At 59.4% G+C, this 23543-nt stretch carries 20 protein-coding genes; 13 read left to right on the forward strand and 7 right to left on the reverse strand.

Annotated elements, in window-relative coordinates:
- Positions 1-21 precede the first annotated feature (21 nt).
- Entirely contained in the window at positions 22-1758 is a 1737-nt protein-coding gene (locus PQQ95_RS27660; RefSeq protein WP_408443198.1) for an NAD+ synthase, read from the reverse strand.
- 133 nt (positions 1759-1891) lie between these two features.
- On the opposite strand from PQQ95_RS27660, the gene PQQ95_RS27665 reads away from it, so the two are divergent.
- Both PQQ95_RS27665 and PQQ95_RS27670 read left to right on the forward strand, forming a co-directional pair.
- Positions 1892-3061, forward strand: coding sequence for a GNAT family N-acetyltransferase (locus tag PQQ95_RS27665; RefSeq protein ID WP_408443201.1), 1170 nt, complete (start codon positions 1892-1894; stop codon positions 3059-3061).
- Between the two features lie 9 nt (positions 3062-3070).
- Positions 3071-3397 (forward strand): GIY-YIG nuclease family protein, encoded by a 327-nt coding sequence (locus PQQ95_RS27670; RefSeq protein ID WP_408443204.1) that lies wholly within the window; start codon positions 3071-3073, stop codon positions 3395-3397.
- Positions 3398-3481: 84 nt separating this feature from the next.
- Here the strand turns inward: PQQ95_RS27670 and PQQ95_RS27675 are convergent, their stop codons facing one another.
- Positions 3482-5572 carry an FUSC family protein gene (locus PQQ95_RS27675; protein ID WP_408443206.1) on the reverse strand — a complete coding sequence of 697 codons (2091 nt, stop codon included), beginning with the start codon at positions 5570-5572 and terminating at the stop codon, positions 3482-3484.
- Between the two features lie 208 nt (positions 5573-5780).
- Positions 5781-7277, reverse strand: a complete 1497-nt coding sequence (locus PQQ95_RS27680; RefSeq protein WP_408443209.1) for a mechanosensitive ion channel domain-containing protein — start codon at positions 7275-7277, stop codon at positions 5781-5783.
- A gap of 301 nt (positions 7278-7578) precedes the next feature.
- On the opposite strand from PQQ95_RS27680, the gene PQQ95_RS27685 reads away from it, so the two are divergent.
- The 8 genes from PQQ95_RS27685 (at position 7579) to PQQ95_RS27720 (ending at position 14974) form a co-directional block, all read left to right on the forward strand.
- Entirely contained in the window at positions 7579-8214 is a 636-nt protein-coding gene (locus tag PQQ95_RS27685; protein ID WP_408443212.1) for a hydrolase, read from the forward strand.
- A gap of 65 nt (positions 8215-8279) precedes the next feature.
- Positions 8280-10157 carry an amidohydrolase gene (locus tag PQQ95_RS27690; RefSeq protein ID WP_408443213.1) on the forward strand — a complete coding sequence of 626 codons (1878 nt, stop codon included), beginning with the start codon at positions 8280-8282 and terminating at the stop codon, positions 10155-10157.
- A 62-nt stretch (positions 10158-10219) separates the two neighbouring features.
- Positions 10220-10648, forward strand: coding sequence for a DoxX family protein (locus PQQ95_RS27695; RefSeq protein WP_408443216.1), 429 nt, complete (start codon positions 10220-10222; stop codon positions 10646-10648).
- Positions 10649-10901: 253 nt separating this feature from the next.
- Positions 10902-11501 carry an HD domain-containing protein gene (locus PQQ95_RS27700; RefSeq protein WP_408443218.1) on the forward strand — a complete coding sequence of 200 codons (600 nt, stop codon included), beginning with the start codon at positions 10902-10904 and terminating at the stop codon, positions 11499-11501.
- A gap of 46 nt (positions 11502-11547) precedes the next feature.
- Positions 11548-11796, forward strand: coding sequence for a DUF1427 family protein (locus PQQ95_RS27705; RefSeq protein ID WP_408443220.1), 249 nt, complete (start codon positions 11548-11550; stop codon positions 11794-11796).
- Complete coding sequence (locus tag PQQ95_RS27710; RefSeq protein ID WP_408443223.1) at positions 11793-12506, forward strand: YoaK family protein; 714 nt, start codon at positions 11793-11795, stop codon at positions 12504-12506. Before PQQ95_RS27705 ends, PQQ95_RS27710 begins: the two co-directional genes overlap by 4 nt.
- 66 nt (positions 12507-12572) lie before the next feature.
- Positions 12573-13511 carry a VOC family protein gene (locus PQQ95_RS27715; RefSeq protein ID WP_408443226.1) on the forward strand — a complete coding sequence of 313 codons (939 nt, stop codon included), beginning with the start codon at positions 12573-12575 and terminating at the stop codon, positions 13509-13511.
- Complete coding sequence (locus PQQ95_RS27720) at positions 13508-14974, forward strand: alginate export family protein (RefSeq protein ID WP_408443227.1); 1467 nt, start codon at positions 13508-13510, stop codon at positions 14972-14974. Before PQQ95_RS27715 ends, PQQ95_RS27720 begins: the two co-directional genes overlap by 4 nt.
- A gap of 8 nt (positions 14975-14982) precedes the next feature.
- Here the strand turns inward: PQQ95_RS27720 and PQQ95_RS27725 are convergent, their stop codons facing one another.
- Both PQQ95_RS27725 and PQQ95_RS27730 read right to left on the reverse strand, forming a co-directional pair.
- Positions 14983-15504, reverse strand: a complete 522-nt coding sequence (locus PQQ95_RS27725; RefSeq protein WP_408443228.1) for an RNA polymerase sigma factor — start codon at positions 15502-15504, stop codon at positions 14983-14985.
- A 1-nt stretch (position 15505) separates the two neighbouring features.
- Positions 15506-15721: a YgaP family membrane protein gene (locus tag PQQ95_RS27730; RefSeq protein WP_408443231.1), complete on the reverse strand. Its 216-nt coding sequence runs from the start codon at positions 15719-15721 to the stop codon at positions 15506-15508.
- 533 nt (positions 15722-16254) lie between these two features.
- Between PQQ95_RS27730 and PQQ95_RS27735 the strand changes: the two genes are divergently transcribed.
- Positions 16255-19089: an ATP-binding protein gene (locus PQQ95_RS27735; protein ID WP_408443233.1), complete on the forward strand. Its 2835-nt coding sequence runs from the start codon at positions 16255-16257 to the stop codon at positions 19087-19089.
- A 69-nt stretch (positions 19090-19158) separates the two neighbouring features.
- Here the strand turns inward: PQQ95_RS27735 and PQQ95_RS27740 are convergent, their stop codons facing one another.
- Together PQQ95_RS27740 and PQQ95_RS27745 are read right to left on the reverse strand one after the other, a co-directional pair.
- A complete protein-coding gene (locus tag PQQ95_RS27740; RefSeq protein WP_408443235.1) occupies positions 19159-20712 on the reverse strand; it encodes an ATP-binding protein in 1554 nt (517 codons plus the stop codon).
- 156 nt (positions 20713-20868) lie between these two features.
- On the reverse strand, positions 20869-21801 hold the full coding sequence (locus PQQ95_RS27745; protein ID WP_408443238.1) for a helix-turn-helix domain-containing protein: 933 nt from the start codon (positions 21799-21801) through the stop codon (positions 20869-20871).
- Between the two features lie 439 nt (positions 21802-22240).
- Between PQQ95_RS27745 and PQQ95_RS27750 the strand changes: the two genes are divergently transcribed.
- Positions 22241-22612, forward strand: coding sequence for a DUF3331 domain-containing protein (locus PQQ95_RS27750; protein WP_408443439.1), 372 nt, complete (start codon positions 22241-22243; stop codon positions 22610-22612).
- A 60-nt stretch (positions 22613-22672) separates the two neighbouring features.
- The gene (locus tag PQQ95_RS27755) at positions 22673-23494 is read left to right on the forward strand and encodes an alpha/beta fold hydrolase (RefSeq protein WP_408443240.1); all 822 of its coding nucleotides are present in this window, start codon (positions 22673-22675) and stop codon (positions 23492-23494) included.
- Positions 23495-23543 lie beyond the last annotated feature (49 nt).

Genomic DNA, 23543 nt, shown 5'->3' on the forward strand with positions numbered 1-23543 from the left:
GCAGCAGCCGGTCGTTTCAACTCACTCCACCGGCTCGGTGTAGCGCGAGGTAATCGGATAACGCCAGTCGCGGCCGAACGCGCGATGCGTGACGCGAATGCCGATGGGCGCCTGACGGCGTTTGTATTCGTTGATCTTGATGAGGCGCGTGACGCGTTTCACGTCGTCGACCGCGTAGCCGGCAGCGATGATTTCGGCAAGCGAGCGGTCCTCTTCCATATACATGCGCATGATCGCGTCGAGCACTTCATACGGCGGCAAGCTGTCCTGGTCGGTCTGGTTCTCGCGCAGTTCGGCCGACGGCGCGCGTGTCAGAATCCGCTCGGGAATCACGTTCTGCTTGCTGAACGTAGTGGCCTGATTGCGGTAGTGACACAGCTTGTAGACGAGCGTCTTGGCAATGTCCTTGATCACCGCGAAGCCGCCGGCCATGTCGCCGTACAGGGTGCAGTAGCCCACCGCCATCTCGCTCTTGTTGCCGGTGGTCAGCACGATCGAGCCGAACTTGTTCGACAGCGCCATCAGCAAGGTGCCACGAATACGCGCCTGAATATTTTCTTCGGTGGCGTCTTCGGCACGGCCCGCGAATTCATCGGCCAGCGAGCTACGGAACGCGTCGAACATCGGTGCGATTGCGATTTCGTCATAACGCACGCCGACGCGGCGCGCCATCTCGGCGGCGTCGGTGGTGGAAATGTCCGCGGTGTAGCGCGACGGCATCATCACCGCGCGCACGCGGTCCGCGCCCAGCGCGTCGCACGCGACGGCCAGCACCAGCGCCGAATCCACCCCGCCCGACAAGCCGATCAGCGCGCCCGGAAAACCGTTCTTGTTGATGTAGTCGCGCACACCCATCACGAGCGCGGCATACACCTGCGCTTCCAGCGAAAGCTCCGGCGCGATCGCCGTGGGCACCGGCTTGCCGCCGTCGAACTCGACAATCGCGTTGCCTTCCTCGAACTGCGCCATCTTCGCGACCAGTTCGCCCTTTTCATCGAGCACGAACGAGCCGCCGTCGAACACCAGTTCGTCCTGCGCGCCGACCATGTTCACGTAGACCATGGGCAAGCCGGTTTCGCGAATCCGCGCGCGCAGAATGTCGAAGCGCACCGCTTCCTTGTTCAGGTGATACGGCGAGCCGTTCGGAATCAGCAGCACTTGCGCGCCCGCCGCCTTCGCCATTTGCGCGGCCGACGCATGCCACGCGTCCTCGCAAATCACCACGCCGTACTTCACGCCGTCCAGTTCGAACACGAACGGCTTCGGGTCGGAAGCGAAGTAGCGCTTCTCGTCGAACACTTCGGTATTGGGCAAATCCTGCTTGCGATAGGTGCCGACCACCTCCCCGCCGACGATCAGCGAGGCCGCGTTGAAGGTATCGACCGGCGGGACGCCGCGCTCGATCGGCGCGTTTGCATTACCATGGCCGTGCGCCGCGCTGTGTGCCGCCGAGTGTGTCACCGCGTGGGTCACAGCGTGTGTTGCATCACGCAGCGGATGGCCGACAACCACATGCAAGCCGGCGAACGGCTTGAGTTGCGCGGCCAGATCGGCCAGCGCCGCCGCACTCGCGGTGTAGAACGCAGGGCGCAGCAGCAGATCTTCGGGCGGATAGCCGGAGAGCGCGAGTTCAGGCGCGATCAGCAGCTTCGCACCATCGTTGTGCGCGGCGCGCGCGGCGGCGACAATCTTCGCGACGTTGCCGGCGAAGTCGCCGACGGTGACATTGATTTGAGCAAGAGCGATTCGGGTCTTCATGGCAGGATCGGCAGGCAAGCCAAAGGGCTTGCGAGTACCGCGGCTGGTTAGCTCGACGGCAACGGACAAATCGGATAAACGAACGGCGCATCGCACCACGCGTGGCGTCGCTCATTGGGAACAGTCACACAGATTGAACCAGGAACGCTTTGATTATCGCACGGGCATTCTGGCGTCGCCCTCCGAGGTGGACGCCGCGGAATGGAATGCCCTCCTCGCCCAGCAGGCTCAACCCACGCCGTTTCTGCGGCACGAGTTCCTGAGCGCATTGCACGCGACCCGATGCGCGGTCGCCGATACCGGCTGGGCGCCGCAATTCGTCACGCTCACCGACCCGCGCACGGACAAGCTCGCGGCGGCCGCGCCCGTGTATCTGAAGGGGCACTCGTACGGCGAATATGTCTTCGATTGGGCCTGGGCCGATGCGTACAAGCGCAACGGTCTGCCGTATTACCCGAAGCTGCTGTGCGCGGTGCCGTTCACGCCGGTGCAAGGCAACCGGCTGTTATCCGCTGATACGCACGCCCTCAGGCATCTCGCCGCGACGTTGATGGCGTTCGCCGAGCAAGCCGACGTATCGTCGCTGCATGTGTTGTTTCCGACCGAAACAGAAAGCGCTGCGCTGACCGGCATGGGCATGATGCAGCGCGAAGGCGTGCAATTTCACTGGCTGAACGACGGCTATCGCGACTTCGACGATTTCCTCTCCACGCTCGAACAGAAGAAGCGCAAGAACATCCGCGCGGAGCGTCGCAAAGTACAGGAAGCCGGCGTGACCATGCGGCGGATTCGCGGCGAAGATATCCAGGACGCCGACTGGCGATTCTTCAGCAAGTGTTATCGGCAGACCTACCGTGAACACTTTTCGAGTCCGTATCTGAACCTCGATTTCTTCCGCATGATCGGCGCGTCGATGCCGGAAAATCTGCTGCTGGTGATTGCCGAATACGAAGGCAAGCCGATCGCCAGTTCGCTCGTGGTCTATCAGCGCGATGAGAAAACCGGCGGCACGCTGTATGGCCGTTACTGGGGCGCGTTGGAACACGTACCCTGCCTGCATTTCGAAACCGCTTACTACCAGCCGCTCGAATTCTGCATCGAAGAAAAGCTCGGTGCGTTCGAAGGCGGCGCCCAAGGCGAGCACAAGATGGCGCGTGGATTTTTGCCCACCGTGACGCGCTCGGCGCATTGGCTCGCGCATCCGGCCTTCGCCGATGCGGTCGGGCACTTCCTCGATAACGAAAAGAACAGCATCCACGCGTATGTGGACGAGCTGCGCGAACACAATCCGTTCAAAGGCTGAAGCGTACTCATGGCGTGGTTTCTGTATCTGCTCGAATGCTCGGACGGCAGCGTCTATACCGGCATCGCCACCGACGTGCAGGCACGTTTCGACAAGCACGTGAGCGGCGCGGGCGCGCGTTATACGCGTTCGCGCAAGCCGGTGCAGGTGCTGGCCTCGTTCGAGTTGACGAATCGATCGAGCGCGTCGAGTGCGGAGTATTGGGTCAAGCGGTTGTCGCCTTCGGAAAAGCGCGCGCTGGCCGCCGGACTGCGCACGCTCGAATCGGTGTTGCCGCCGCCCGAACCCGAGCCGGCTGCCACCGAGAAAGCAGAAGAAGAAACCGGCACGCGCTGACAGCGATTTCGCTTCGCAACGCACATTCTGGCTGCGAAGCGAGCGTCAGCCGAGCATGCCAACGCGGACGCTTCTGCTCACCACCTAGCCCCTCGCCTCGCGCATACGCTCTGTCAGCAACCGATGCATCAGCGCGATTTCGCCCACCGCGTCCGCCTCCAGCGACGTCAGCTGGTCTCGCGCAGGCAGATCGCGCCGTATCGGCCGCAGGGTTCGATTCAACGCCGCCTCGATGTCAGCGCTCGCGGCCGCGATCCACGCACCGAGTTCATCGTGCATGCTGCGCCGGTTCGTACTCAGCCGTAGTTGCGTCGCCGTTCCCGCCATTTTCCGCAACACGCTCAGCACCGTCAGCGTCACTGTATCGACCATCGAGTCCTCGAGCTTTTCGAGTCGAATGCGGCCGATGGCTTCCTCGGCGTTATTGCTGCCCAATCCAGCGGCCCGGCGCATGCGTTCCATCTCCTTCCCGCTTCGATCCGGCGACTCGAGTGCCGCCCGCAGATACGCGAGATTGGCCCGCACCGCTTCGCGCAGATAGGCGCGATAGTCGACTTTTTCTCGCGTCGGCCATAGATAGAACGTTGCCAGCAGCGCCAGTACGCAGCCAAGCACGTTGTTGCCGAGCCGCATGAGCGCGTAGGTGAATTCGCTGGCGCCGGGCGTCGCGAAGTCGGCCACGAGCACGAAGGTCGGCGTCAGAAACAGCACGAAGAGGCTGTAGCTGACGGGACGCAGCGCCATCGTGGCCACCACCAGCGGAAAGACCGCCAATGAAATGCCGAGAGGCGAATGGATCGCATAGCCGATACCGGCCGCCAGCACGCCGCCGACGATGCTCCCGGCCGCGCGCTCGATACTCCGTGGCCAGGTCGCGGCAATAGACGGCTGCAGGATCAGCAGCGTCGCCATGGTGGCCCAGTAGCCGAAGGGAAGCCCGAGCGCCCGGATGACCAGAAAGCCCGCCGTCGTCGTCACGCCGACGCGCGCGGCGTGACGCAAGCCGACCGATTGAACGGAGAGGTTTGCCTTGAGGGTCGACCACGTTCGCGTCAGCAGTCTGACGGCACTCTCCGGCCATCCGGGCGGCTCGACCATCGTCGGCGCGAAATCGACCAGTTCGAAGTCGGACTTCAATGTCACGGGTTCCATCAGCGCGGATTCGAGCCGCTGCGCAAGACGCCGCAAACGAAGTTGCAGGCCGGCGAGGCGGTTCCATTGCGCGTCCTGGGTGGCCGAGCCGATTCTTCGCAGCACCTCGCCCAGCCCGGTCAACAGGCGAGCCGTGCGTCTGATACGAAGGGCATCGTCTGGCGTTTTTTCGCAAGCGCCCGTGACCGCGATCAGGTACGCAAAAAGCGCTTCACTGTCGGTCAGCAGGGCGAGGAGATTGTCGTAGGTCTCCCGGCCGGCCGTTCTCGAGCCAGGCACGTTCGCGAGGGCCTTGCGCGAGCGCTCCAGCGAAACCCGTGCATCGGCGCGAAATTTCGCGGCGTGCGTGGCCCACTGCCCGGAGGCCGCGCGCTGCTCGAGCAGGCGTGCGCTGTCGAATGCGATGTCAGCGAGGCGCACATACACGGCACGCAGCGAAGCGCGGCTCGTGCCGAACGGATGAATGCGCCAGACGGTCAAGCTGAGCACGACGGCAAACAGGCATCCGGCCAGGTAGATGCCGAGAAACGCCGCACCTTGCCGAAGGTCGTGCACGGGACGGTCGACCATCACGACGCAGGCGGTTGCCGTGAGAATCGTCACCTGCGATGTCGCCGCGCCCCAGATCCTGCCGAACGCGCCGAGCGTCGTGAATACCAGAATGGCGAGCGCCGCAAACACGGTCCCTTCGCCTGACGCGAAGGCAGTCGCGCCGCCGCACACGGTGGACAGAAGCGCGAAGCCCATCATCGAGGCGAAGCGTGTGCGATTCGAGCCGGCTGCGTCCGCGAGACAGGTCCAGAAAGCGCCGATCGCAGCCCATGCGAAAAGTGGATCGTGCAGCAGATTGCCGATCACCAGCATGGCGGTCGACGCACACGCGGCTCTCAGCCCTTCCGACAGATTGGCCTCGCTCGTCGAAAACGACACCATCCATACCGGCCGGCCGCGGTAGATCGCGGTGACGAGCGCGTACAGGCGGCTCGACCAGCGTGGCGAAGGGTTGGACTTGCGATTCAGCATCCGGACGGTGGGCTCCCAAAACAAGAACGCGCATTGGCCCTACGTCAGCGCATTAATACGCCAACAGCAGGAAACCTGCTACGACCGTCGCATGATAAGGGTTAACACCGAGATATAAAAATGCCTTCGGTTCATCCTGCCGATGCGCTGTGTCTATGCGTTGTGCCTATGCGCTGGAACCGCAGGCCAGCAGAGCGTGCCACCGGCACTAGGTCAGCGAGTGAAGTGTCCGAACCTTCTCGAGCAGCCACTGAAACACTGACTGCTCCGGCGCGGCGGCCGGCAGAACCGAAGTGGACAGCTTGCCCAACGTCTCCTGCCGGCTAGACAACAGGCGACACATCCGTTTCGCGACTTCCGGGTTGTTCTTGAGGATAGGCGTAAGGTCATCCTTCTTGAGTTGATAGACGACGCTCCTTCTGAGCGCTGTAATCCTGACCTTGGCCGGCAAACCGGCCAACAATCCGGCTTCGCCAACAGAATCACCGGGACCCAGACGGCCCACCTCGACCTGACCGCCCTGCTCTTCCATGGTCGCGGACAGCACACCGGAATCGACGATGCTTAGAGAATCCGGGACCGTGTCTTCATCCATCAGCATTTGCCCGACGTCGAACTCCTGTCGTGTCAGATGAGCCGCGAGGCGTTTGACGTCATCGCTTTCAAGCGCTGCAAACAGGTCGATGCGACGAAGAAGCCGCTCCCTCGGGTCTAGTGATTCACGAACCGGGCCCGCCACGCTGAGCGGGCGCAGGTCGATGCCCGCTGCCGCCAGATGCCTATAGCAAAGGTCGTAGAGTTCGTTGGAGACCGCAAGCTTCCTGCCCATATCGTCGACGTAGGCGGTCACCTCATACTGAATCGAATTGACATCGGTCTTCTTGACTTGCGCATAGGGGGCCGGCGTCCGCAAGATGGAGCATATCGCCGCCAGCGCGTTTTCCAGCGCGGCGATTACGGTCCCGGGGCGTTCCTCAGGCGATATCTCCAGCACGACGCTGACGCCGTGCAACGCAGGCGGCCGGTTGTTGTTCGTGATTTTCGTCTTTGCGGCCACAGCGTTTGGCACGATGACAACGTTGCCGTGTCCTGTGAGGAGATGGGTGGCCCGCCAGTTCATCTCGAGAACCTTACCCTCAACACCGTCAATAGCAACCCAATCACCGATCTGATACGGCTCGGTGGTATTGATGACGATACCCGCAAAGACGTCGCTCAGCGTGCTCTGGATCGCAAGGCCGAGCACGATAGCGAGGGCTCCCGACGTTGCGACCACACCCCGGATAGGCAACTCAAATACAAAAGCGAGCGCCGCGACAATCGCCGCGAGAAAGACAACGGCGCCGAACACGTCCTGGAAAAGACGCTGCTTGCGCCACGTCTTGGGTAGCAGTAGCGAATCGAGCGCAAGCGACAGGAGGCGTGCCCCAGTGAGCCACCAGATGACTTCGAGAATCTGTCCCGCGATGCGCAGGGCCGTTGACTGCGCAAAGCCGGGTTGCGATAGAGGATTAAGACCTGTGCTGAACAGAAGTGCGGACAGCAGAGCGAAGACGAAGAGTCGAGCGAACAGTCGGCCGTTCTCGTTCAACGGAAATCTGAATCTCCACAGTAACAGGTCGACTGCTACGAGCGCATACCCTGCCAGTAATGGATGATCCATAACCTTCGCCTTTTTCGATGTGCTCGTCGTTGCTGCCAGCATGCCGCCCCCTTAGTTCTACCACTAGCCAAGGAGCAGGCGCAAGCCAGCGATGAAAAGCTGCCCGGCCGCAAAGCGCCTCCGCAATTGCCTGCCGGGGATGCGTCGCGGGTTTGCTATCGCACCTTTTAGAACTTTTTAGGATTGTGAAAGGACTTTCAGATGCCATCGTCTTACTCTTTGATCGACATCGAAACGACGTCGGCTGCGCTTGAACTGCGGGGCCGGACGTAACAGTCGAGTCCCTCATGGTCGCGGGATGCGCCGTGATGACCCCTTGTCGAGTGAACTGAAGGAGCCCTCCATGGCGCACGAACTGCTCACCCCCGATACTTGTGCTCTCGCGCTAATCGATCATCAACCGCAGATGTTTTTCGGCACGCATTCGCATGAACGAACGGGCGTGCTGCAGAACATTCAGATTCTGGCGAAAGCCGCGAAGCTGTTCAAAGTCCCCACCATCCTGACCACGATCGCTGCCGATACCTTCAGTGGCCACCTCCTGCCGGAAGTGCAGTCCGTCTTCCCGGAACTGAAACCGATTGACCGAACCTCCATGAACTCCTGGGAAGACGCAAACTTCCGCAAGGCAATCGAAGCAACGGGCAAGAAGAAAATTGTCATCGCGGGACTTTGGACTGAAGTCTGCGTCGCTTTCCCATCCGTGCAGATGCTCGCCGAAGGCTATGAAATCTACGTGCCAACGGACGCCTGCGGAGACATCACGGAGGAAGCCCACGAACGCGCTGTCCAGCGCATCATCCAGGCGGGCGCCGTTCCCATGACGTCGTTGCAGTTCATGTGCGAACTCCAGCGTGACTGGGCGCGTGGCGAAACATACGAAGGGTGCATGGATATCTTCAAGGCGCATAGCGCCTACGGTATCGGCGTTCGCTATGCCAAGCAGATTCTCGGCGAGCACGCCAGCGAAGCGGGTTAATCGGTCCGTCGATTAACGCATCGGCCCGGTGCCTCTTGCGCCGGGCGTTACCGTACGAGGATGACATGACAGTGCAAAGCGATGCCGCGGTGTACGCGGACGCCGTGTTCTTCAACGGCAAGATTGCCACGCAGGATGAGAAGCGCTCGTTCGTCACAGCCGTTGCGGTCAAGGACGGCAAGGTTCTGGCGACGGGAAACGACGCGGCCGTGATGCAACGCGCCAACTCGCAGACGCAAAAGGTCGACCTCAACGGCCGTACCGTCATTCCTGGATTGAACGACTCACATCTTCACGTAATTCGAGGTGGGCTCAACTTCAATCTCGAGCTCCGCTGGGACGGCGTGCCCTCGCTCGCCGACGCGCTCGACATGCTGCGCCGTCAAGTCGCGAAGACGCCTGCGCCGCAATGGGTACGTGTTGTTGGCGGATGGAATGAACTTCAGTTCGCCGAAAAGCGTGGTCCGACGCTCGAAGAAATTAACACCATTGCGCCTGATACACCGGTCTTCATTCTTCATCTCTATGACAGCGCGCTGTTGAATTCCGCGGCGCTCCGGGCCGTTGGCTACACCAAAGATACGCCGAACCCGCCGGGCGGCGAAATCCAGCGCGACCGCTCGGGAAATCCCACCGGGATGCTGATTGCGAGACCGAACGCCGGCCTGCTTTACGCGACACTCGCCAAAGGCCCCAAGTTGCCGCTGGAGGACCAGACGAACTCCACACGTCATTTCATGCGGGAGCTGAACCGTCTTGGCATCACCAGTGCAATCGACGCAGGGGGCGGTTACCAGGCCTATCCGGACGACTACGCGGTCATCATGAATCTCGCGAAGCGCGGCGAACTGACAATGCGTATCGCGTACAACCTGTTCACTCAAAACGCGAAGAAGGAAATTGACGATTTCGCCAAGTGGGTGAAGATGACAAAGCCCGGCGACGGCGATGATTTTCTGCGAATGAACGGCGCCGGCGAGATGCTGGTGTTTTCCGCCGCCGACTTCGAGGACTTTCTCGAACCGCGGCCCGATTTGCCCGCATCGCTTGAAGCGGAACTGGAAGCTGTCGTGAAACTGCTCGTGCAGAACCGATGGCCGTTCCGGCTGCATGCAACCTATGACGAATCCATAGACCGCTTCCTGAACGTGTTCGAACGCGTCAATCAGGAAGTGGCGTTCGACGGTCTGCGCTGGTTCTTCGACCACTGCGAGACCATCAGCCAACGCAATATCGACCGCATCGCTGCGCTCGGCGGTGGTATTGCCGTGCAACATCGAATGGCCTATCAGGGCGAATACTTTATCAACCGCTACGGGGCCGAAGCTGCAGCCACGACGCCGCCCATTCAGAAAATGCTCGCCGCCGGGCTTCCGGTGGGCGCGGGGACAGACGCAACCCGCGTCGCCAGCTTCAACCCGTTCGTCTCACTCTACTGGATGATTTCCGGCAAGACGGTGGGCGGCACCCAACTCTATGGCCGCGACAACCAGTTGGACCGGATGGAGGCACTGCGCCGGTATACCGTGGGCAGCAGTTGGTTCTCGGGCGAGGACGACCGTAAGGGCGCACTCGTTCCAGGCCAGTTCGCTGACTTCGCCGCGTTGACTGAAGATTTTTTTACGTGCGATGAGCTTCGGATCAAGTACCTGACCTCGGTTTTGACGGTTGTCGGCGGAAAGATCGTGCACGCCGATGATGAGTTCAGTCAGCTTTCGCCGCCCGCGTTGCCGGTCAGCCCGTCCTGGTCGCCCGTAGCTGAATTCGGTGGATATAGCCGCTACAAGCCCGCTGCAATGAATAGCCAGGCATGCGTCGACGGCTGCGTCAATCTGTGCGGCGTACACGCGCATGGGCATGCGTGGGCATGGCGCAGTAACGTACCCGCCGGCGATAGCAACGCGTTCTGGGGAGCCTTGGGTTGTAGCTGCTTCGCCTTTTGACAATGCGTGCGCCTCGCTGCGACGACAGCCGCCAGGCGCGCAATCATTCTTGAGCTCGTTATATGAGCAATGTACAGACTGCGAACAGTCCCTTCCCGGTGGACCTCGGATTGCTGTTTCTGCGCGTCTCGGCAAGCCTTCTGGTGCTCGCGGTACACGGCTTGCCGAAGGTTCTTCATTACACGAGCGAAGCGGCCGCGATAGAGGACCCGTTCCACCTTGGAAGAACCCTTTCCATCGGGTTCGCGATATTCGCAGAAGTGATTTGTCCGCCGCTCATGATTCTCGGCCTCGGCACCCGTTTCGCGGCCGTGCCGATTCTCATCGTCACGCTGATCGCCTTGATTGTTGTTCATCGTGACTGGACGCTGGCGCAAGGGCAATTCGCCTGGATGTTGCTCATCCTGTTCGGAACGATCGCCATTGCTGGACCTGGGAAGTACAGCCTGGACCGGAGGCACGAAATCTCGTCAGGACGCACGTCGCACTGACGGGAATCGGCGTGACGCTGAAGCGCATCTTCGTCGCAGCGTGAGACGGATGACATGACTTGAAAATTCGACGTGCCGGCGAGCTTCCGCACCGCTTCTTCACGTCGCGAATGAAACAGGGTCGCTCGAACGTTCGGTCACCGGGACACAATCCCGAGAGCCGCACTGAGCGGATTGAGAGGGCCGGACATTACCGGCGAAAGGAGTCGCTATGGCGGTGTGTGTAGCCGGAATAGCAATCCCGGACAGCGCAATGGCATGCGCGGCGACGAGCATCGTTCGCGAATCGGGTCCGGACATCTTGTTTCGTCACGCTTGCCGGGCATTTTTTTTCGCATCGCTGATCGGTCACCGACGGTCGATGTCGTTTGACCCTGAGTTGCTCTACGTTGCGTCGATGTTTCTTCACTATGGGCTCGGCCCGCTGTGCCGGGAGTCGAAAAGGCGATTCGAGGTCGACAGTGCCGATGCCGCCGGAAAGTTTTTGCGGAGCCACGGCGTGTCTGAGACGGCTATTCACGATGTGTGGAGTGCCATCGCACTACATACGACCTTCGGCATCAGTGATCATCCTTCACCGCTAGTCGGTCTATTGAACGCAGGCATCGAGACGGACCTGATGGCGATGCATTTCGACGAAGTTGAAGAGAGCAAGCGGACCGCTATCGTGATTGCCTATCCGCGGGGGCATGCATTCAAGTCGCTCGTCATCGAAGCGTTCGCGGAAGGCATGACGAGCCGCCCTGAAACCACATTCGGGACTGTCAACGCCGACATACTGGACCGTTGCGACCCGGACTATCGGCGTGTCAATTATTGCGGGCGTATCCTGGGCTCCGCATGGACCGAATGAAGATGACCTTCGTTGCGAGCGTCGAACTTTGAGTGCGAGGTGGAAAATGCCTTATCTGATTTCACTGGGTGCAGGCTTTGTGGTCGGTTTGCTCTATTGGCTCGTGCGTGTGCAGTCACCCGCGCCGCCGCTCATCGCGCTTGCCGGATTGCTTGGGATTGTGCTGGGCGAGCATGCGGTGCCGGTAATCCGCGCCCAGCTATTTCCGTCCACCCATGTGGCGCAAGTATCACAAGCCAATGGTCAAACAAACACGACGACGCTGACGACGGACGCCAGAAGAGGCGAGGAATGAAGTACGAAGACAACGCTCTCGCTGTGATTGCCGGCTTCGTCGACACGCTCGGGTTCGTCGCTCTGTTCGGGCTCTTCACGGCCCACGTGACGGGAAACTTTATTCTCATCGGCGCTGAAGTTGCCGGCTACGGTCAAGGCGTGCTGATGAAGTTGATGGCGTTTCCCGCTTTCATTGCGGGAGTAATGCTAAGCAGCGTATTGATCAAGACGATTCATCCAGAGGGAGCGTTGCGAAGTGCATGTCTGCTGTATAGCGTCCAGGCTATTTTGCTGCTTGGCTTTTGCCTGCTCGGCGTAAAGGTTGCACCCGTTGTCGACGTCGACAAGATGCCGGTTGTCCTCTGCGGCATGTTGGGGGCGGCCGCAATGGGTGTCCAGAACGCTCACGCCCGGCTCGTCACGCGACCGGGTGTCCCGCATACGGTCATGACGGGAAACGTGACTCAGGCCGTGCTTGACGTGCTGGATATCGCTTCGCGCAAGACGACGGCTGACACCCGATCCGTCGCACGAGCACGTCTTGCCAAGACGCTGCAGGCAGTGATCTGTTTTGCCGTAGGCGCAATGCTCGGTGCTGGCATGTATCGGCTTTTTTCTTTCTGGGCGCTTCTGTTGCCGCTGGCGGTACTCGTCTGGCTCGCGGTATCCACCCGGGGCGGCGAGCCCAGTGCAACGCCCCGGCCCAGTGCGTCAGGTCCTGCTGTATAGCGGAAATAAACGGGACGGGCACTGCCGTCCATCAAATCACTTACTAGCGAAACTCAGGAGCTTTTCATGGCACACACGTTATTGTCTCGCTTGCTCTCAATAGCGGGTATCACTTGTGCACTTCTGCTTACGGGACTTGTACCGGCAGGCGCGTACGCCGAAGCGGATTATCAAACAGGCACAGCAGCGACACCGAGCGTTTCGGTCGGACCTCAGTACGACACAACGCATGTCTACGTTTCGAACGAAGACATCGACGCGTTCGTGAACAGCTTTGTCGCCACATTCGGCGGAAAGGCGTCGCCACGAGCCGTCTTCACCGTAACCCCTACGCCGAGCAAGACCGCCTCGCAGTATGTGCAAACTCCCGTTGGCATGTTATCGGTCTTCGCGTTCCAGACACCGATACCCTACCCTTTCGGGTTGGAACGGCACGGGTATCTGGTGAACAATATCGATAAGGCCGTCAAGGCAGCTCGCGCTTCAGGCGCTGATGTTCTTGTCGAGACGTTCGACGACCCCATCGGCAAGGATGCGATCATTCAGTGGCCGGGCGGCGTCAACATGCAACTGTATTGGCACACCAAGGCGCCGTCCTATGCGCCTCTCGAAACGATCCCCGATAACCGGGTGTATGTATCGAAGGAAGCCAGCGGGAAGTTTGTCCGCAGTTTCATCCGGTTCTCGCACGGGAAAATTGTCTCGGACAATCGAAGCGCGGACGCCGGCGAAATCGGACGCCCGGGCGAGACCGTCCATCGCCTCCGCATCCAGTCCGGATTCGGAAAGATGGTCGTCTTCGTGACCGACGGAAAGCTGCCCTACCCCTTTGGTCACGACACGACGGGTTATCAGGTTGCGGACTTAGGCGCAACGCTGGAAAAAGCCCAGGCTAATGGCGCGAAAGTGCTGTCGCAGCCGTTTCAAACCGATATCGGCAAGTCCGCCATCGTTGAGTTCCCCGGCGGCTACATAGCGGAAATCCACGACACGGCGGCCCAATGACCATTGCAAGGTCGAAGCCGCAGCATCTCGTTCACGCTGCGGCGATTACTTACCTTGCAGCTGCGGGTCTGGCGCTTGGCCTGAGTGATGCCGCTCGCGCGGACGCCGAGGAGATCGCTTCCGGCGCCGCCACAGCGACTTCTGAATGTCCGGTCAAGCGTCCGGCCGTGATGTTCAATCGCTGGCAGGAGGATTGGTCTGTGCTCGCCAATCCCTGTGTTCCCAGAAAACCGCTGGACAGCCTGAAGTACATCCCGCTCGGCGGTGACCCATCCTCTTACCTGTCGTTGGGCGCGAATCTGCGCGAGCGTGTCGAGGTCAACGATGCACCGCTCTTCGGGATAGGTTCGGGTCGATCGGATACCTATCTTATCCAACGGGCGGAGGTCAGTGCGGACGCACGGATAGGGTCCCACCTGCAATTTTTTGTCCAGCTGGAAGATGCGCGGCCCTTCGGCAAAGATTCTGTGAGTCCGGTCGACAAGAATCCTCTCGATCTTGAACAGGCGTTTGTCGCCTGGGTCAGCCCTCTGGGCGGCGGGACAGTGAAGTTCAGGATTGGGCGCCAGGAAATGGCGTTCGACTTGCAACGCTTCATTTCCGTACGCGACGGTCCGAACGTGCGGCAATCCTATGACGGTATATGGGCCGACTACGAGTATGAGAAGTGGCGCTTTATAGGCTATGCGACGCAGCCGGTACAAAACCGCGATGTGACGACGTTCGACGACGTCTCCAACCGGAATCTGACGTTCAGCGGCGTGCGATTCGAGCGGCAAAACATCGGGCCCGGCGATCTGTCGGGTTACTACTCGCGCTACAACCGAACGGGCGCCCACTTCCTGGATGCCACGGGCGATGAGCACCGGGACGTGTTCGACCTGCGATATACAGGAAAAGCCGGGCGAACAGACTGGGACGTCGAAACGATGCTCCAGACTGGGCACGTCGGTCAAAAAACCATTGGCGCGTGGGCGGTCGGCTCGCTGGCGGGATATACGCTCGACATGCCGTGGTCACCCAGAGTCGGCGTGCAAGTGGACGCCGCTTCCGGCGACAGGCATCCCGGCGATGGTCGGATAGAAACCTTCAATCCTTTATTTCCAAACGGGTACTACTTCACGCTGGCTGGCTATACCGGCTACGCCAACGTTATCCACGTCAAGCCATCCATCACCCTGAAGCCCTCCAGCCGACTGACACTTCTCGCGGCGCTGGGCTTTCAATGGCGCGAAACAACCGGCGATGCGGTCTATCAACAGGGCAGCGCAGTCGTGCCCGGCACGGCGGGACACGGCAGCCTATGGACCGGCATGTACGCGCAGGTTCGTGCGGACTGGACCATTGCTTCGAATCTCGTCGGTTCCGTGGAGGCCGTGCATTTTCAGGTGGGCGATTCAATTCGAAACGCCGGCGGCAGCAACGCCGACTATATCGGCGTAGAAATGAAGTACGGATGGTAGCCGGGCCACTATCCGGCGAGCAGGTATTCACGCGCCATGGTGCGGGCGCGGTGGAGCCGGCTTTTGGTCGCGGGTACCGTTGTGCCCATACGTTCCGCGATTTCGGCGATAGTCAGTTCCTCGAAATCTCGTAACAGCAGCACGTCGCGATAGTCCGCCGGCAACGATTCCAACGCGTCGACCAGTTCCCGGCGCAGGGCATCGTTGTCACGATTGCCGAGCCAGCGGTCCACTGCTTCCTCGTCATAGGGGTCGAAATCGAACGCCCTTCGACCGAGGCGACGACACTCCCGGCGAACAATGCTGAACAGCCACCCGGAAAATGCCGCGGTGGCTCGCACCGTAGAGAACTTGCGCGCAAGAATGAGCAGCGCTTCCTGTACGGCATCGTCAACATCCGAAATCAGACAGTTGCGTTGCGCGTACCGGCGTATATCCGGTTGGCACAGGCGCAGGAGTCTCTCCAGTGCCTGTGGGTCACCGGCGCGGGCTGCCTCGATGATTGCCAGCTTCTGTTCACCGGGTTCCATCTCAATGCCTGGCCTGTTGCTTCGACAGTCGACGACCGACCAAAGCGCATGCGGGGCAGAAACCGACCAGCCCCGACACGACGATACCGACCGCCGCGACCGCTACGACAGCGGCTACCAGCCCTTTGAGGAAGGTCACTGCCAGTGCAATCACGAGGGCGCCTGCCACGACACGAACAACGCGTTCCCATGCTGGGACATTCTTCACATAGAACATTTTGCATCTCCTTTGAGCGTTAGAGAGAAGAGAAGTCCTCTCACACGCTAAGAGGAGGCGAGCACACCTATTGGTTCGCGCCCTTATTTAAATATACTATGCGACGTTATCTATGAATGCATGGGCGACGCGCATTTCCTGCGCAGCCCCCCGGTCCACCTTCGCGTAGGAACAGGCTTGAAATCTCAGCCCGTTGAGGGCGGTGGATGCGATTCCACGTCTTGAAAATGCACCTTGTGGGTGCAATACTGTTTTACATTGCTTAACAAATGTAGGGATTCTCTCAGTCGCCGTGCATCAACCAGGGTTAGTCCTCTCCAATACCGCAATGCTATAGCCGGCCTGCCGGAGCACCAGGCTGAAGCGATGTCATCACATCGATACCAGCAAGACACGCAGCACCCTATACAAAGGTGAGATTTCCCGACAAGCAGTCCACGACACGACAGTCGGATAGTTGAAGTCCACAAGCCCACTGCCATTGCGGCGGTCCGCACTCACGGCATCCAAGTTCCAGCAAAGAGCCTTGCACAATGATTCGGATTGGGAACCTCACTATTCTCCCCGAAAGACGGGAGGTCTATGCCAACGGCGAACTCGTCACCCTGGGGGCACGCGCGCTGGACATGCTGTTCGTGTTGCTCAAGGCAAACGGCGCGTTGGTGACCAAATCAGACTTGTTGCGGGAGGTCTGGCCCACCACGGTCGTCGAGGAAAACAATCTTCATGTCCACGTCTCTACCCTGCGTAGACTGTTGGGCGACAATCGAAGGCTGCTGGTCAGCGTTTCGGGCCAGGGATATCGGTTACTGCGATCGGACGCGTCGGAGGACGTTGCCCGCAACGACAGGCTTTCTGTCGGGATAACACCCGAAGAGACGGCGCGCGCCTACGGCTCGCACTTGTTTGGGCGCGAGGAATGCATTAGACAGATTCTCGAGGCGCTCGAACAACATAACGTGGTGACTTTGGTAGGCACAGGCGGCATAGGCAAGACGTCTCTCGCACAGGAAGTTGGCCGGCTGAGCACCGGGCGCTACCCAGGCGGCGTGTGGATGGTCGAGCTTGCCCAACAGACCGACCCCGACGCGATTCCTGCAGCCGTAGCTTCCGCCATGGGTTTTGCGATTCCAAGGGATTCCAAAGCGACGGATGCCATTTTCAGTTTGATTGGCCGGGACCGAACCCTGCTCATCCTTGATAACTGCGAACACATCATCGATGCAGCGGCTGATTTTGTTCACCGTCTGGTTTCATCCAACACCTTGTGCAAGGTGCTCGCAACCAGCCGCGAATCCCTTCGCATCCCTGAGGAGCGGCAATGTAACGTCGAGCCACTCGACGTCCCCGGAAACGAAGAACTGGGGCCCTCGGTTTTAGAACGCGGCGCTGTTCAGCTTTTCCTGGCGCGAGCACGTACCGTCGATCCGCGATTTGGTTCCGACATGAGCGCCCTGGAGCTGATAGGGCAAGTTTGCAAACGGCTCGATGGCATCCCTCTGGCGATTGAATTGGCCGCAGCACGCGCGGCAATCCTCGGAATCAGAATTCTTGCCGAGAACATCGATGCTCGCATTCAGACCTTGACCGGTGGCTATCGCGATGCCCTTCTTCCGCGCCACCAGACCTTGAAGGCTACGTTCGACTGGAGCTACAAGCTGCTCTCGAAAGTAGAACGGCTGGTACTTAATCGCCTGGCGGTGTTGCGCGGGGATTTTTCGTTAGAAGATGCGTGTGCCGTAGCCGAATCGGAGGGAATTGCTGCTGAACATATCAGCGAGGCAATCTTCGCGCTGGTGAACAAATCATTGGTCGCGCTCGACTCGGCAAAACCGCAGACGCCATACCGGTTGCTTGAAACTACCCGCAGCTATGCATTGCAGCGATTAATCGACGACGGAGAACTCAATGCGACGGAACGTCGACGCGCTCTCTACCTCTGCCATAAGTTCGCCTGCATGCAGGACAGCGCAGAAGCAAGACCCGTTGAAGACTCACTCACCGAAATACTGCGGCGTTTCGACAATTTTCGCGCCGCGTTAAGCTGGAGCTTTTCCGCGACGGGAGACGCTGCGCTTGGGCGAAAACTGGCGGCGCTCATCGTGCCGAGTCTGTTCGACCTGTCGCTGGTAACGGAATGCGTGAGCTGGTCTGCACAAGCTCTGCACGCAGTCACTGCAGATGCCCCATCGGCCGCCGAACGCGGGACCACACTGCGCTTGCTTGCCGCGTACGCCTCTGGACTCGTCTACGTCGAAGGGCCGACCGGAGAGACGCTCCAGACATGGGCCAAAGTTAGAGATTTGGCCATTGCCGAGAAGGAACCGTGGTTCGAGGCACGCGCGTTATGGGGACAGTGGAATTGGTATCAATACGGCGGAAGACCGCGTGATGCCCTGAGCAACGCAATACGCTTTGAAGAACTCGCCCTTCGGGATGGAAACGAACCTCATCTGATTCTGGCCCAGCGAATCATTGGTATCGCAGAGCACTATTGCGGAAACCAGCTCGAAGCCCATGATCGAATCAAACGGATGCTGGCTCGCTATGTACACCCGATACATGGGCGCGATGTCGTCGGTGTGGGAATCAATCATCGGATCGTTGCCCAGGCGACCGTGTCCCGCATTCTTCTGGTGAAGGGCAGGATTGATGAAGCGCGTCAGCTATGCATCGATACGCTCGACGAGGCCGTTACCTACGATCAGGGAATGACCACCGCCTATGTGCTGGTCGAATCCGTTCTTCCCATGTCGCTCCTCACAAACGACTGCAAACTTCTCCGCTCGGCAATCGGGTTTCTGCAAAACCTCCTGATGAGATTTGGATTCGAAATCTGGAAGAAGTGCGGTCAATGCTTTTCCGTTCTGGTGGCGTTGATGGACGAGTACGACGACCAACTGGCTGCCCGGTTCGACGAGTCCACCTCAGAAATGTGTCAAACCGGTTATCTGGCACCCTTGACGTTGCTCCAGGGCATGATGGCCACGGTCTTTGCACGCGCCGGGATGGCAGACAACGCGCTCGCCGTGCTGGCATCTGCCCTGCAACATTGCGAAACTACTGGCGAGTACTGGTACCACCCCGAACTGTCGCGGATCAAGGCTGAAATTCTTGGTCAGACAAACGGTAGTCACTACGCGCCAGAAGAAGCTGAGTCGCTCCTGATAGCGGCAATAAGACTGGCAAGGAAACAGGGTGCCAGGTTGTTCGAATTTCGCGCAGCAGTTAGTCTTGCGCAGCTATACAAGGCACAGGGCCGCAAACGGGCCGACTGCGCTTTTGTACAGAAGATATTCGATGCCCTCCCCGAGTGCGGGCGGGACTTGAATCCTGATCGGTTTCAGGAACTGCTGGAAACGCTTTGAGGCCACCTTAAAACTGCGCGGAAAGTGGCAGCGGGTCATTAGGAATAACGGTCACAGCATTCGAAATCCTTATTGGCTCGATGCCTCCGTGACGCTCAGTGTGGTGACTGGCAGGCCCAGCCGCAGGCCAAGCGCTACGGTCTGCCCCACCCTAAGGGGTTCTGAATCGTGCGCAGCGGACTTCCTCGGCGACAGTATCGAATTTCCGGTGGTCAGTTTGCGATAGGCAAGCGCCCCAAGACGCCGCTCCACCGCGCGTCGCTCGCCGTTATCGTCAAGTTTCTGCAGCGCGTAAGCTCGCGAAGTGAAATGAAGCCGATATTCTCGTCCCCGCTGCCCTCGGTCATCACTGATAAGCAGGGACTTCGCGGATAGTCCCTGAAGAGCGGCTGCGACTTCCGTGCCGACCATCTCTTCGTCCGCCGTGACGGCATACGCATCCTCTAGCGAAAAGTGGGCTGGGAAAATCCCTAGTCGACGGAACACTTTCTTTTCATTTTCTTCCAGCAGCTTATAGCTCCAGTCAAACGTGGCGGCCAACGTCTGGTGACGAGGCAGTGCTGTCCGAAAACCACCTGACAGGTTATTGAATCGCTCGTTTATGGCGCCCAGCAGGGCATCAATTCCTAGCACTGCCGCACGTGCTGCCGCTATTTCAATCGCGAGAGGCAGACCGTCGAGCCTTTGGCATAGCTGGCTAATCAGTTCAACGCTGTCTGGCGCGCGTCCGAACTGCGGGTCGATTGCACGGGCCTGAGAGATGAACATGGCTACCGCGCTCGGAACGGCAGACGGTTTCATCGGGCGCGCGCACGCCACTTGTAGTGGCTGAACCTGATAAACCACTTCTGCGCCAGTTCCGAGCGGCACTCTGCTCGTGGCGAGGACAGTGAATGAGTCGGCTGACGCAATCCGCCCGGCGACCGACTGTGAAACGGCCTTCACGACATGTTCGCAGTTATCCAGCACCACCAAAGCTCGCGGTGCGTCATGGCGGTGATCGCTCTTTGGACGAACGCTACGGTTCTGGATGATGCGCACGACCTCGTCAATGGTTGCGTGGACGGAGTCGGCATCGTCGAATCGCGACAGTTCGACGAAGAAAACGCCCTCCGGATAGTCCGCCTGTATGAGCTTCACAGACTGGGCTGCCAGCCTGGTTTTGCCGATGCCGCCAGCGCCCGTCAAGGTCACGAGGCGGGATGTTTTCAGCAGTCTATGTATATCCTTGATCGCATCGTCACGCCCGAACAATAAGGAATGCGACATCGGAAGCACATAGCGCTCCGTTGCTCCGTCGCCGGCAGCCCGCGCAACGGAGGCATGCTCAGGTTGCGCTTCGATGTTCAACTGGTAGCCCCGCCCCGACACGCCGACCAATAAACGTCTATAGGGTCCAAGCAGTTTCCGGATTGCCGAAACGTGTACATACAGGTTACTTTCATCAACCGCGGTTCGCGGCCATACCGCCTTAATGATGTCCTTCTTCAGAATGAGCTGCCCCGGCGCCTCGATCAGCAGAAGTAGCAGATCTAACGTTCGCGCGCTGAGCGAAACCGGCACGCCGTCCTGGTACACCTCGCGGCGCGATTTGCAAATCTCTAGATTTCCGACACGGATCATGATTACGACGCTCGGCACGGTTAGGAGATGCTCCGGGGCGATTCCCATTCCAATTATTGGGCAGGGAGCGTGCTCGAGCAGTACGAAAGTCTCACAATTTGTATGTGAGTGCGCTTTTTTCCAGGTTCCGCCAGCGCCCCTCACGCAGAATTCAGGTCAAAACGCGTCGCCCGGCGCTCTGCCATTTGTCTTGCGAAACAGCGAGGGCGTTACGGCGACTTCACGCGTGAACACTCTGCTGAAGTGACTGTTGTCTACGAACCCACAGCTCAACGCGATTTCCAGAAGACTCAGGCCAGAGTTTTTCAGCAAGGTTTTAGCCTTCTCTACCCGCTGCAAGCGCAGCCATTGGTGAGGCGCCATTCCCATCGATATCTTGAATGCGCGCGCGAAATGGCTTCGTGACAGCTTGCAGGCGCTCGCCAGTTCGTCGAGCGAAACTTCGCCGTCGAGCCGCGCCAGCAGGAGTTCCCGCGCTCGCTTCTGTTGCCAGTTTGCAAGTCCGCCACGGACACTCCGCATGTTGATGCTCATTCCGCCGTACTGTTCACACAGATGAACGCTGAGGGCCAAAGCGACCGATTCGACGAACAATGTACTGGCGCGTGCCTCGTTTTGAAGGGCCGGCAACAGGCTCGTGGCAAGCCCATACACAACAGGGTCACAGGTATTCTCGCTTGGCGGCAGCCGCAAGGTACCGATCGGCTGAACGCCTATTTCGTCTGCGACCTCGTTTAGCGCTGCACGCGGCAAGTGAATGTGCAACACGTCGAAGGCTTCGCGCATGTTGCCCCTCCAGCGCTGGTCCAAAGGAAACGCGACGACCGCCCCTTTCGCAAATTGGCCTCTCGGGGTCGGCTTGCCGTTCATCCACAAGTCCGACCCGTCAAAGGAATTGCGCAGCTGGATATAAATGGCGAACGCGTCCATCAGTTCGCTCTCTGGCGTCAAACCGAAGTTGGGCGAGTCGCAGCGCTCACGGGTGATGTATAGCGTTGACTTGTTGAGAACCTGAACAAAGACGGTGGGAGCGTCCGACACGCCGGTATAAGCGGTCCGCACCTCGCTGTTCGAATTGCTCCGGGCCATTGCTGCTTCTCCTCCATACCTGTTGGTTGAAGTGCCGTGCGCCAATCTGGACGCAGCGTTGAAAATCCAGCTCCTGTATTACAAACGCGCTCCATTATGCGGTCAATGTAAGCAATTCCACACCTTTCGCCAACCTGCCTTTCATCTTCATTACGCCTCGGGATGGGCCCAATGCGGCCCCGTCACACCTGCTCCAACTATCTCTCGCTAATTAGACATTTTTAGAATTGGCAAAGGATTATTCAGGTCGGAGTCGGTAGCCTAACCGGGTATTCACAGTTATCCCAGCCCGTCTCCGGTCGATTTCACTGCCTCTCAGGCGTTCGCGGCCATGGGCAATTTTCGCCTCACAGCGAGGTACTCCATGGAAAACTTGGGTAGTTGGGCATCGGTGATCTCGTCCTTGCAATCGACCAGGTCAGCCGGCCTCGCATCGCAAATGCAGCCGCCACACACGGCACACACGGCACACACCCGGAGCGCGCAAACCGGCTCAGGGTCCAATTTGCCACGTCCTGGCAAATCCGCTTTGAGCTCTCCGTCGCGGCCGCGTGTGCGCATCCTTCAACTGGAACGCACAAGCCCTACGTCACTGATGGTCTCGTGGAGTGATTCGACGCAATGTTGTTACCTGGACCAGGCTTGGGTCGCGGTCTCGGCGCGTCAGAGTGGCTACTGTGCCCTCACGGGGAACGCGATTCGTCGAGGTGACGCTGTATTTAAACCCCGCTGCAAAGGCAAGCGTCGCCCTGCGAACTACCAGGAGATGATTCTCGCGAGAGAAATTGTTCACGACAAGCTGGTGTTTTAGGTTTTCAGAACGAATTAGCGTGGTCAGTTGGCCACTTTTTAAACCCATGAGGAGCATTCCATGAGCAAAATCGTAACCAAAGACGGGACGGAAATTTTCTACAAAGACTGGGGCCATGGGGCGCCTGTCGTCTTCTCGCACGGATGGCCGCTGACCGCCGATGCATGGGACGCGCAAATGCTTTTTCTTGCGAGCAAGGGCTATCGCGTCATCGCTCATGACCGGCGTGGACACGGCAGGTCGTCCCAACCTTGGGACGGCAACGACATGGACACGTATGCCGACGATCTCGCTGCGCTCCTCGATCAGTTGAATATCGAAGGTGCGATGTTGGTCGGGCACTCGACCGGCGGCGGCGAGGTCGCTCACTACATCGGTCGTCACGGCACGAAACGGGTAGCAAAGGCCGTGTTAATCGGCGCTGTGCCCCCGCTGATGTTGCGCACCGAAGGGAACCCCGGCGGGCTTCCCATTGACGTATTCGACGGCATACGCGGAGGCGTCGTCAAAGACCGTTCACAGTTCTACAAGGATTTGGCGGTACCGTTCTTCGGTTTCAATCGCGAAGGCTCCAAGCCATCGCAAGGTGTGATTGATTCGTTCTGGGCTCAAGGCATGCAGGGCTCCATAAAAGGCCAATACGACTGCATCAAGCAGTTCTCGGAAGTGGATTACACGGAGGACCTCAAAAAGATCTCGGTCCCTACGCTGATCCTCCATGGTGACGACGACCAGATCGTGCCCATCGACGATTCGGGAAGGCTTTCAGCCAAGATCGTTCCGAACGCCACGCTCAAGGTGTATCCGGGAAGTCCTCACGGCATGTGCCAGACAGAAGCGGACAAGGTGAATGCGGACCTGCTCGCGTTCCTGGAGCAGTAACGCTTCCCATCGAAGTCCGTTGAGAGAAGAACTTTTGGTGAGGTGGTTT

Source organism: Paraburkholderia caffeinilytica, assembly GCF_046030355.1.
Classification (GTDB): Bacteria; Pseudomonadota; Gammaproteobacteria; order Burkholderiales; family Burkholderiaceae; genus Paraburkholderia; species Paraburkholderia caffeinilytica_B.

Bases quoted from the DNA above. Each gene is read 5' to 3' on its own strand.
- PQQ95_RS27660 (WP_408443198.1), bottom strand. From the start codon at position 1,758: ATGAAGACCCGAATCGCTCTTGCTCAAATCAATGTCACCGTCGGCGAC.
- PQQ95_RS27670 (WP_408443204.1), top strand. From the start codon at position 3,071: ATGGCGTGGTTTCTGTATCTGCTCGAATGCTCGGACGGCAGCGTCTAT.
- PQQ95_RS27675 (WP_408443206.1), bottom strand. From the start codon at position 5,572: ATGCTGAATCGCAAGTCCAACCCTTCGCCACGCTGGTCGAGCCGCCTG.
- PQQ95_RS27680 (WP_408443209.1), bottom strand. From the start codon at position 7,277: ATGCTGGCAGCAACGACGAGCACATCGAAAAAGGCGAAGGTTATGGAT.
- PQQ95_RS27685 (WP_408443212.1), top strand. From the start codon at position 7,579: ATGGCGCACGAACTGCTCACCCCCGATACTTGTGCTCTCGCGCTAATC.
- PQQ95_RS27690 (WP_408443213.1), top strand. From the start codon at position 8,280: ATGACAGTGCAAAGCGATGCCGCGGTGTACGCGGACGCCGTGTTCTTC.
- PQQ95_RS27695 (WP_408443216.1), top strand. From the start codon at position 10,220: ATGAGCAATGTACAGACTGCGAACAGTCCCTTCCCGGTGGACCTCGGA.
- PQQ95_RS27700 (WP_408443218.1), top strand. From the start codon at position 10,902: ATGGCATGCGCGGCGACGAGCATCGTTCGCGAATCGGGTCCGGACATC.
- PQQ95_RS27705 (WP_408443220.1), top strand. From the start codon at position 11,548: ATGCCTTATCTGATTTCACTGGGTGCAGGCTTTGTGGTCGGTTTGCTC.
- PQQ95_RS27710 (WP_408443223.1), top strand. From the start codon at position 11,793: ATGAAGTACGAAGACAACGCTCTCGCTGTGATTGCCGGCTTCGTCGAC.
- PQQ95_RS27715 (WP_408443226.1), top strand. From the start codon at position 12,573: ATGGCACACACGTTATTGTCTCGCTTGCTCTCAATAGCGGGTATCACT.
- PQQ95_RS27720 (WP_408443227.1), top strand. From the start codon at position 13,508: ATGACCATTGCAAGGTCGAAGCCGCAGCATCTCGTTCACGCTGCGGCG.
- PQQ95_RS27725 (WP_408443228.1), bottom strand. From the start codon at position 15,504: ATGGAACCCGGTGAACAGAAGCTGGCAATCATCGAGGCAGCCCGCGCC.
- PQQ95_RS27730 (WP_408443231.1), bottom strand. From the start codon at position 15,721: ATGTTCTATGTGAAGAATGTCCCAGCATGGGAACGCGTTGTTCGTGTC.
- PQQ95_RS27735 (WP_408443233.1), top strand. From the start codon at position 16,255: ATGATTCGGATTGGGAACCTCACTATTCTCCCCGAAAGACGGGAGGTC.
- PQQ95_RS27740 (WP_408443235.1), bottom strand. From the start codon at position 20,712: ATGATCCGTGTCGGAAATCTAGAGATTTGCAAATCGCGCCGCGAGGTG.
- PQQ95_RS27745 (WP_408443238.1), bottom strand. From the start codon at position 21,801: ATGGCCCGGAGCAATTCGAACAGCGAGGTGCGGACCGCTTATACCGGC.
- PQQ95_RS27750 (WP_408443439.1), top strand. From the start codon at position 22,241: ATGCAGCCGCCACACACGGCACACACGGCACACACCCGGAGCGCGCAA.
- PQQ95_RS27755 (WP_408443240.1), top strand. From the start codon at position 22,673: ATGAGCAAAATCGTAACCAAAGACGGGACGGAAATTTTCTACAAAGAC.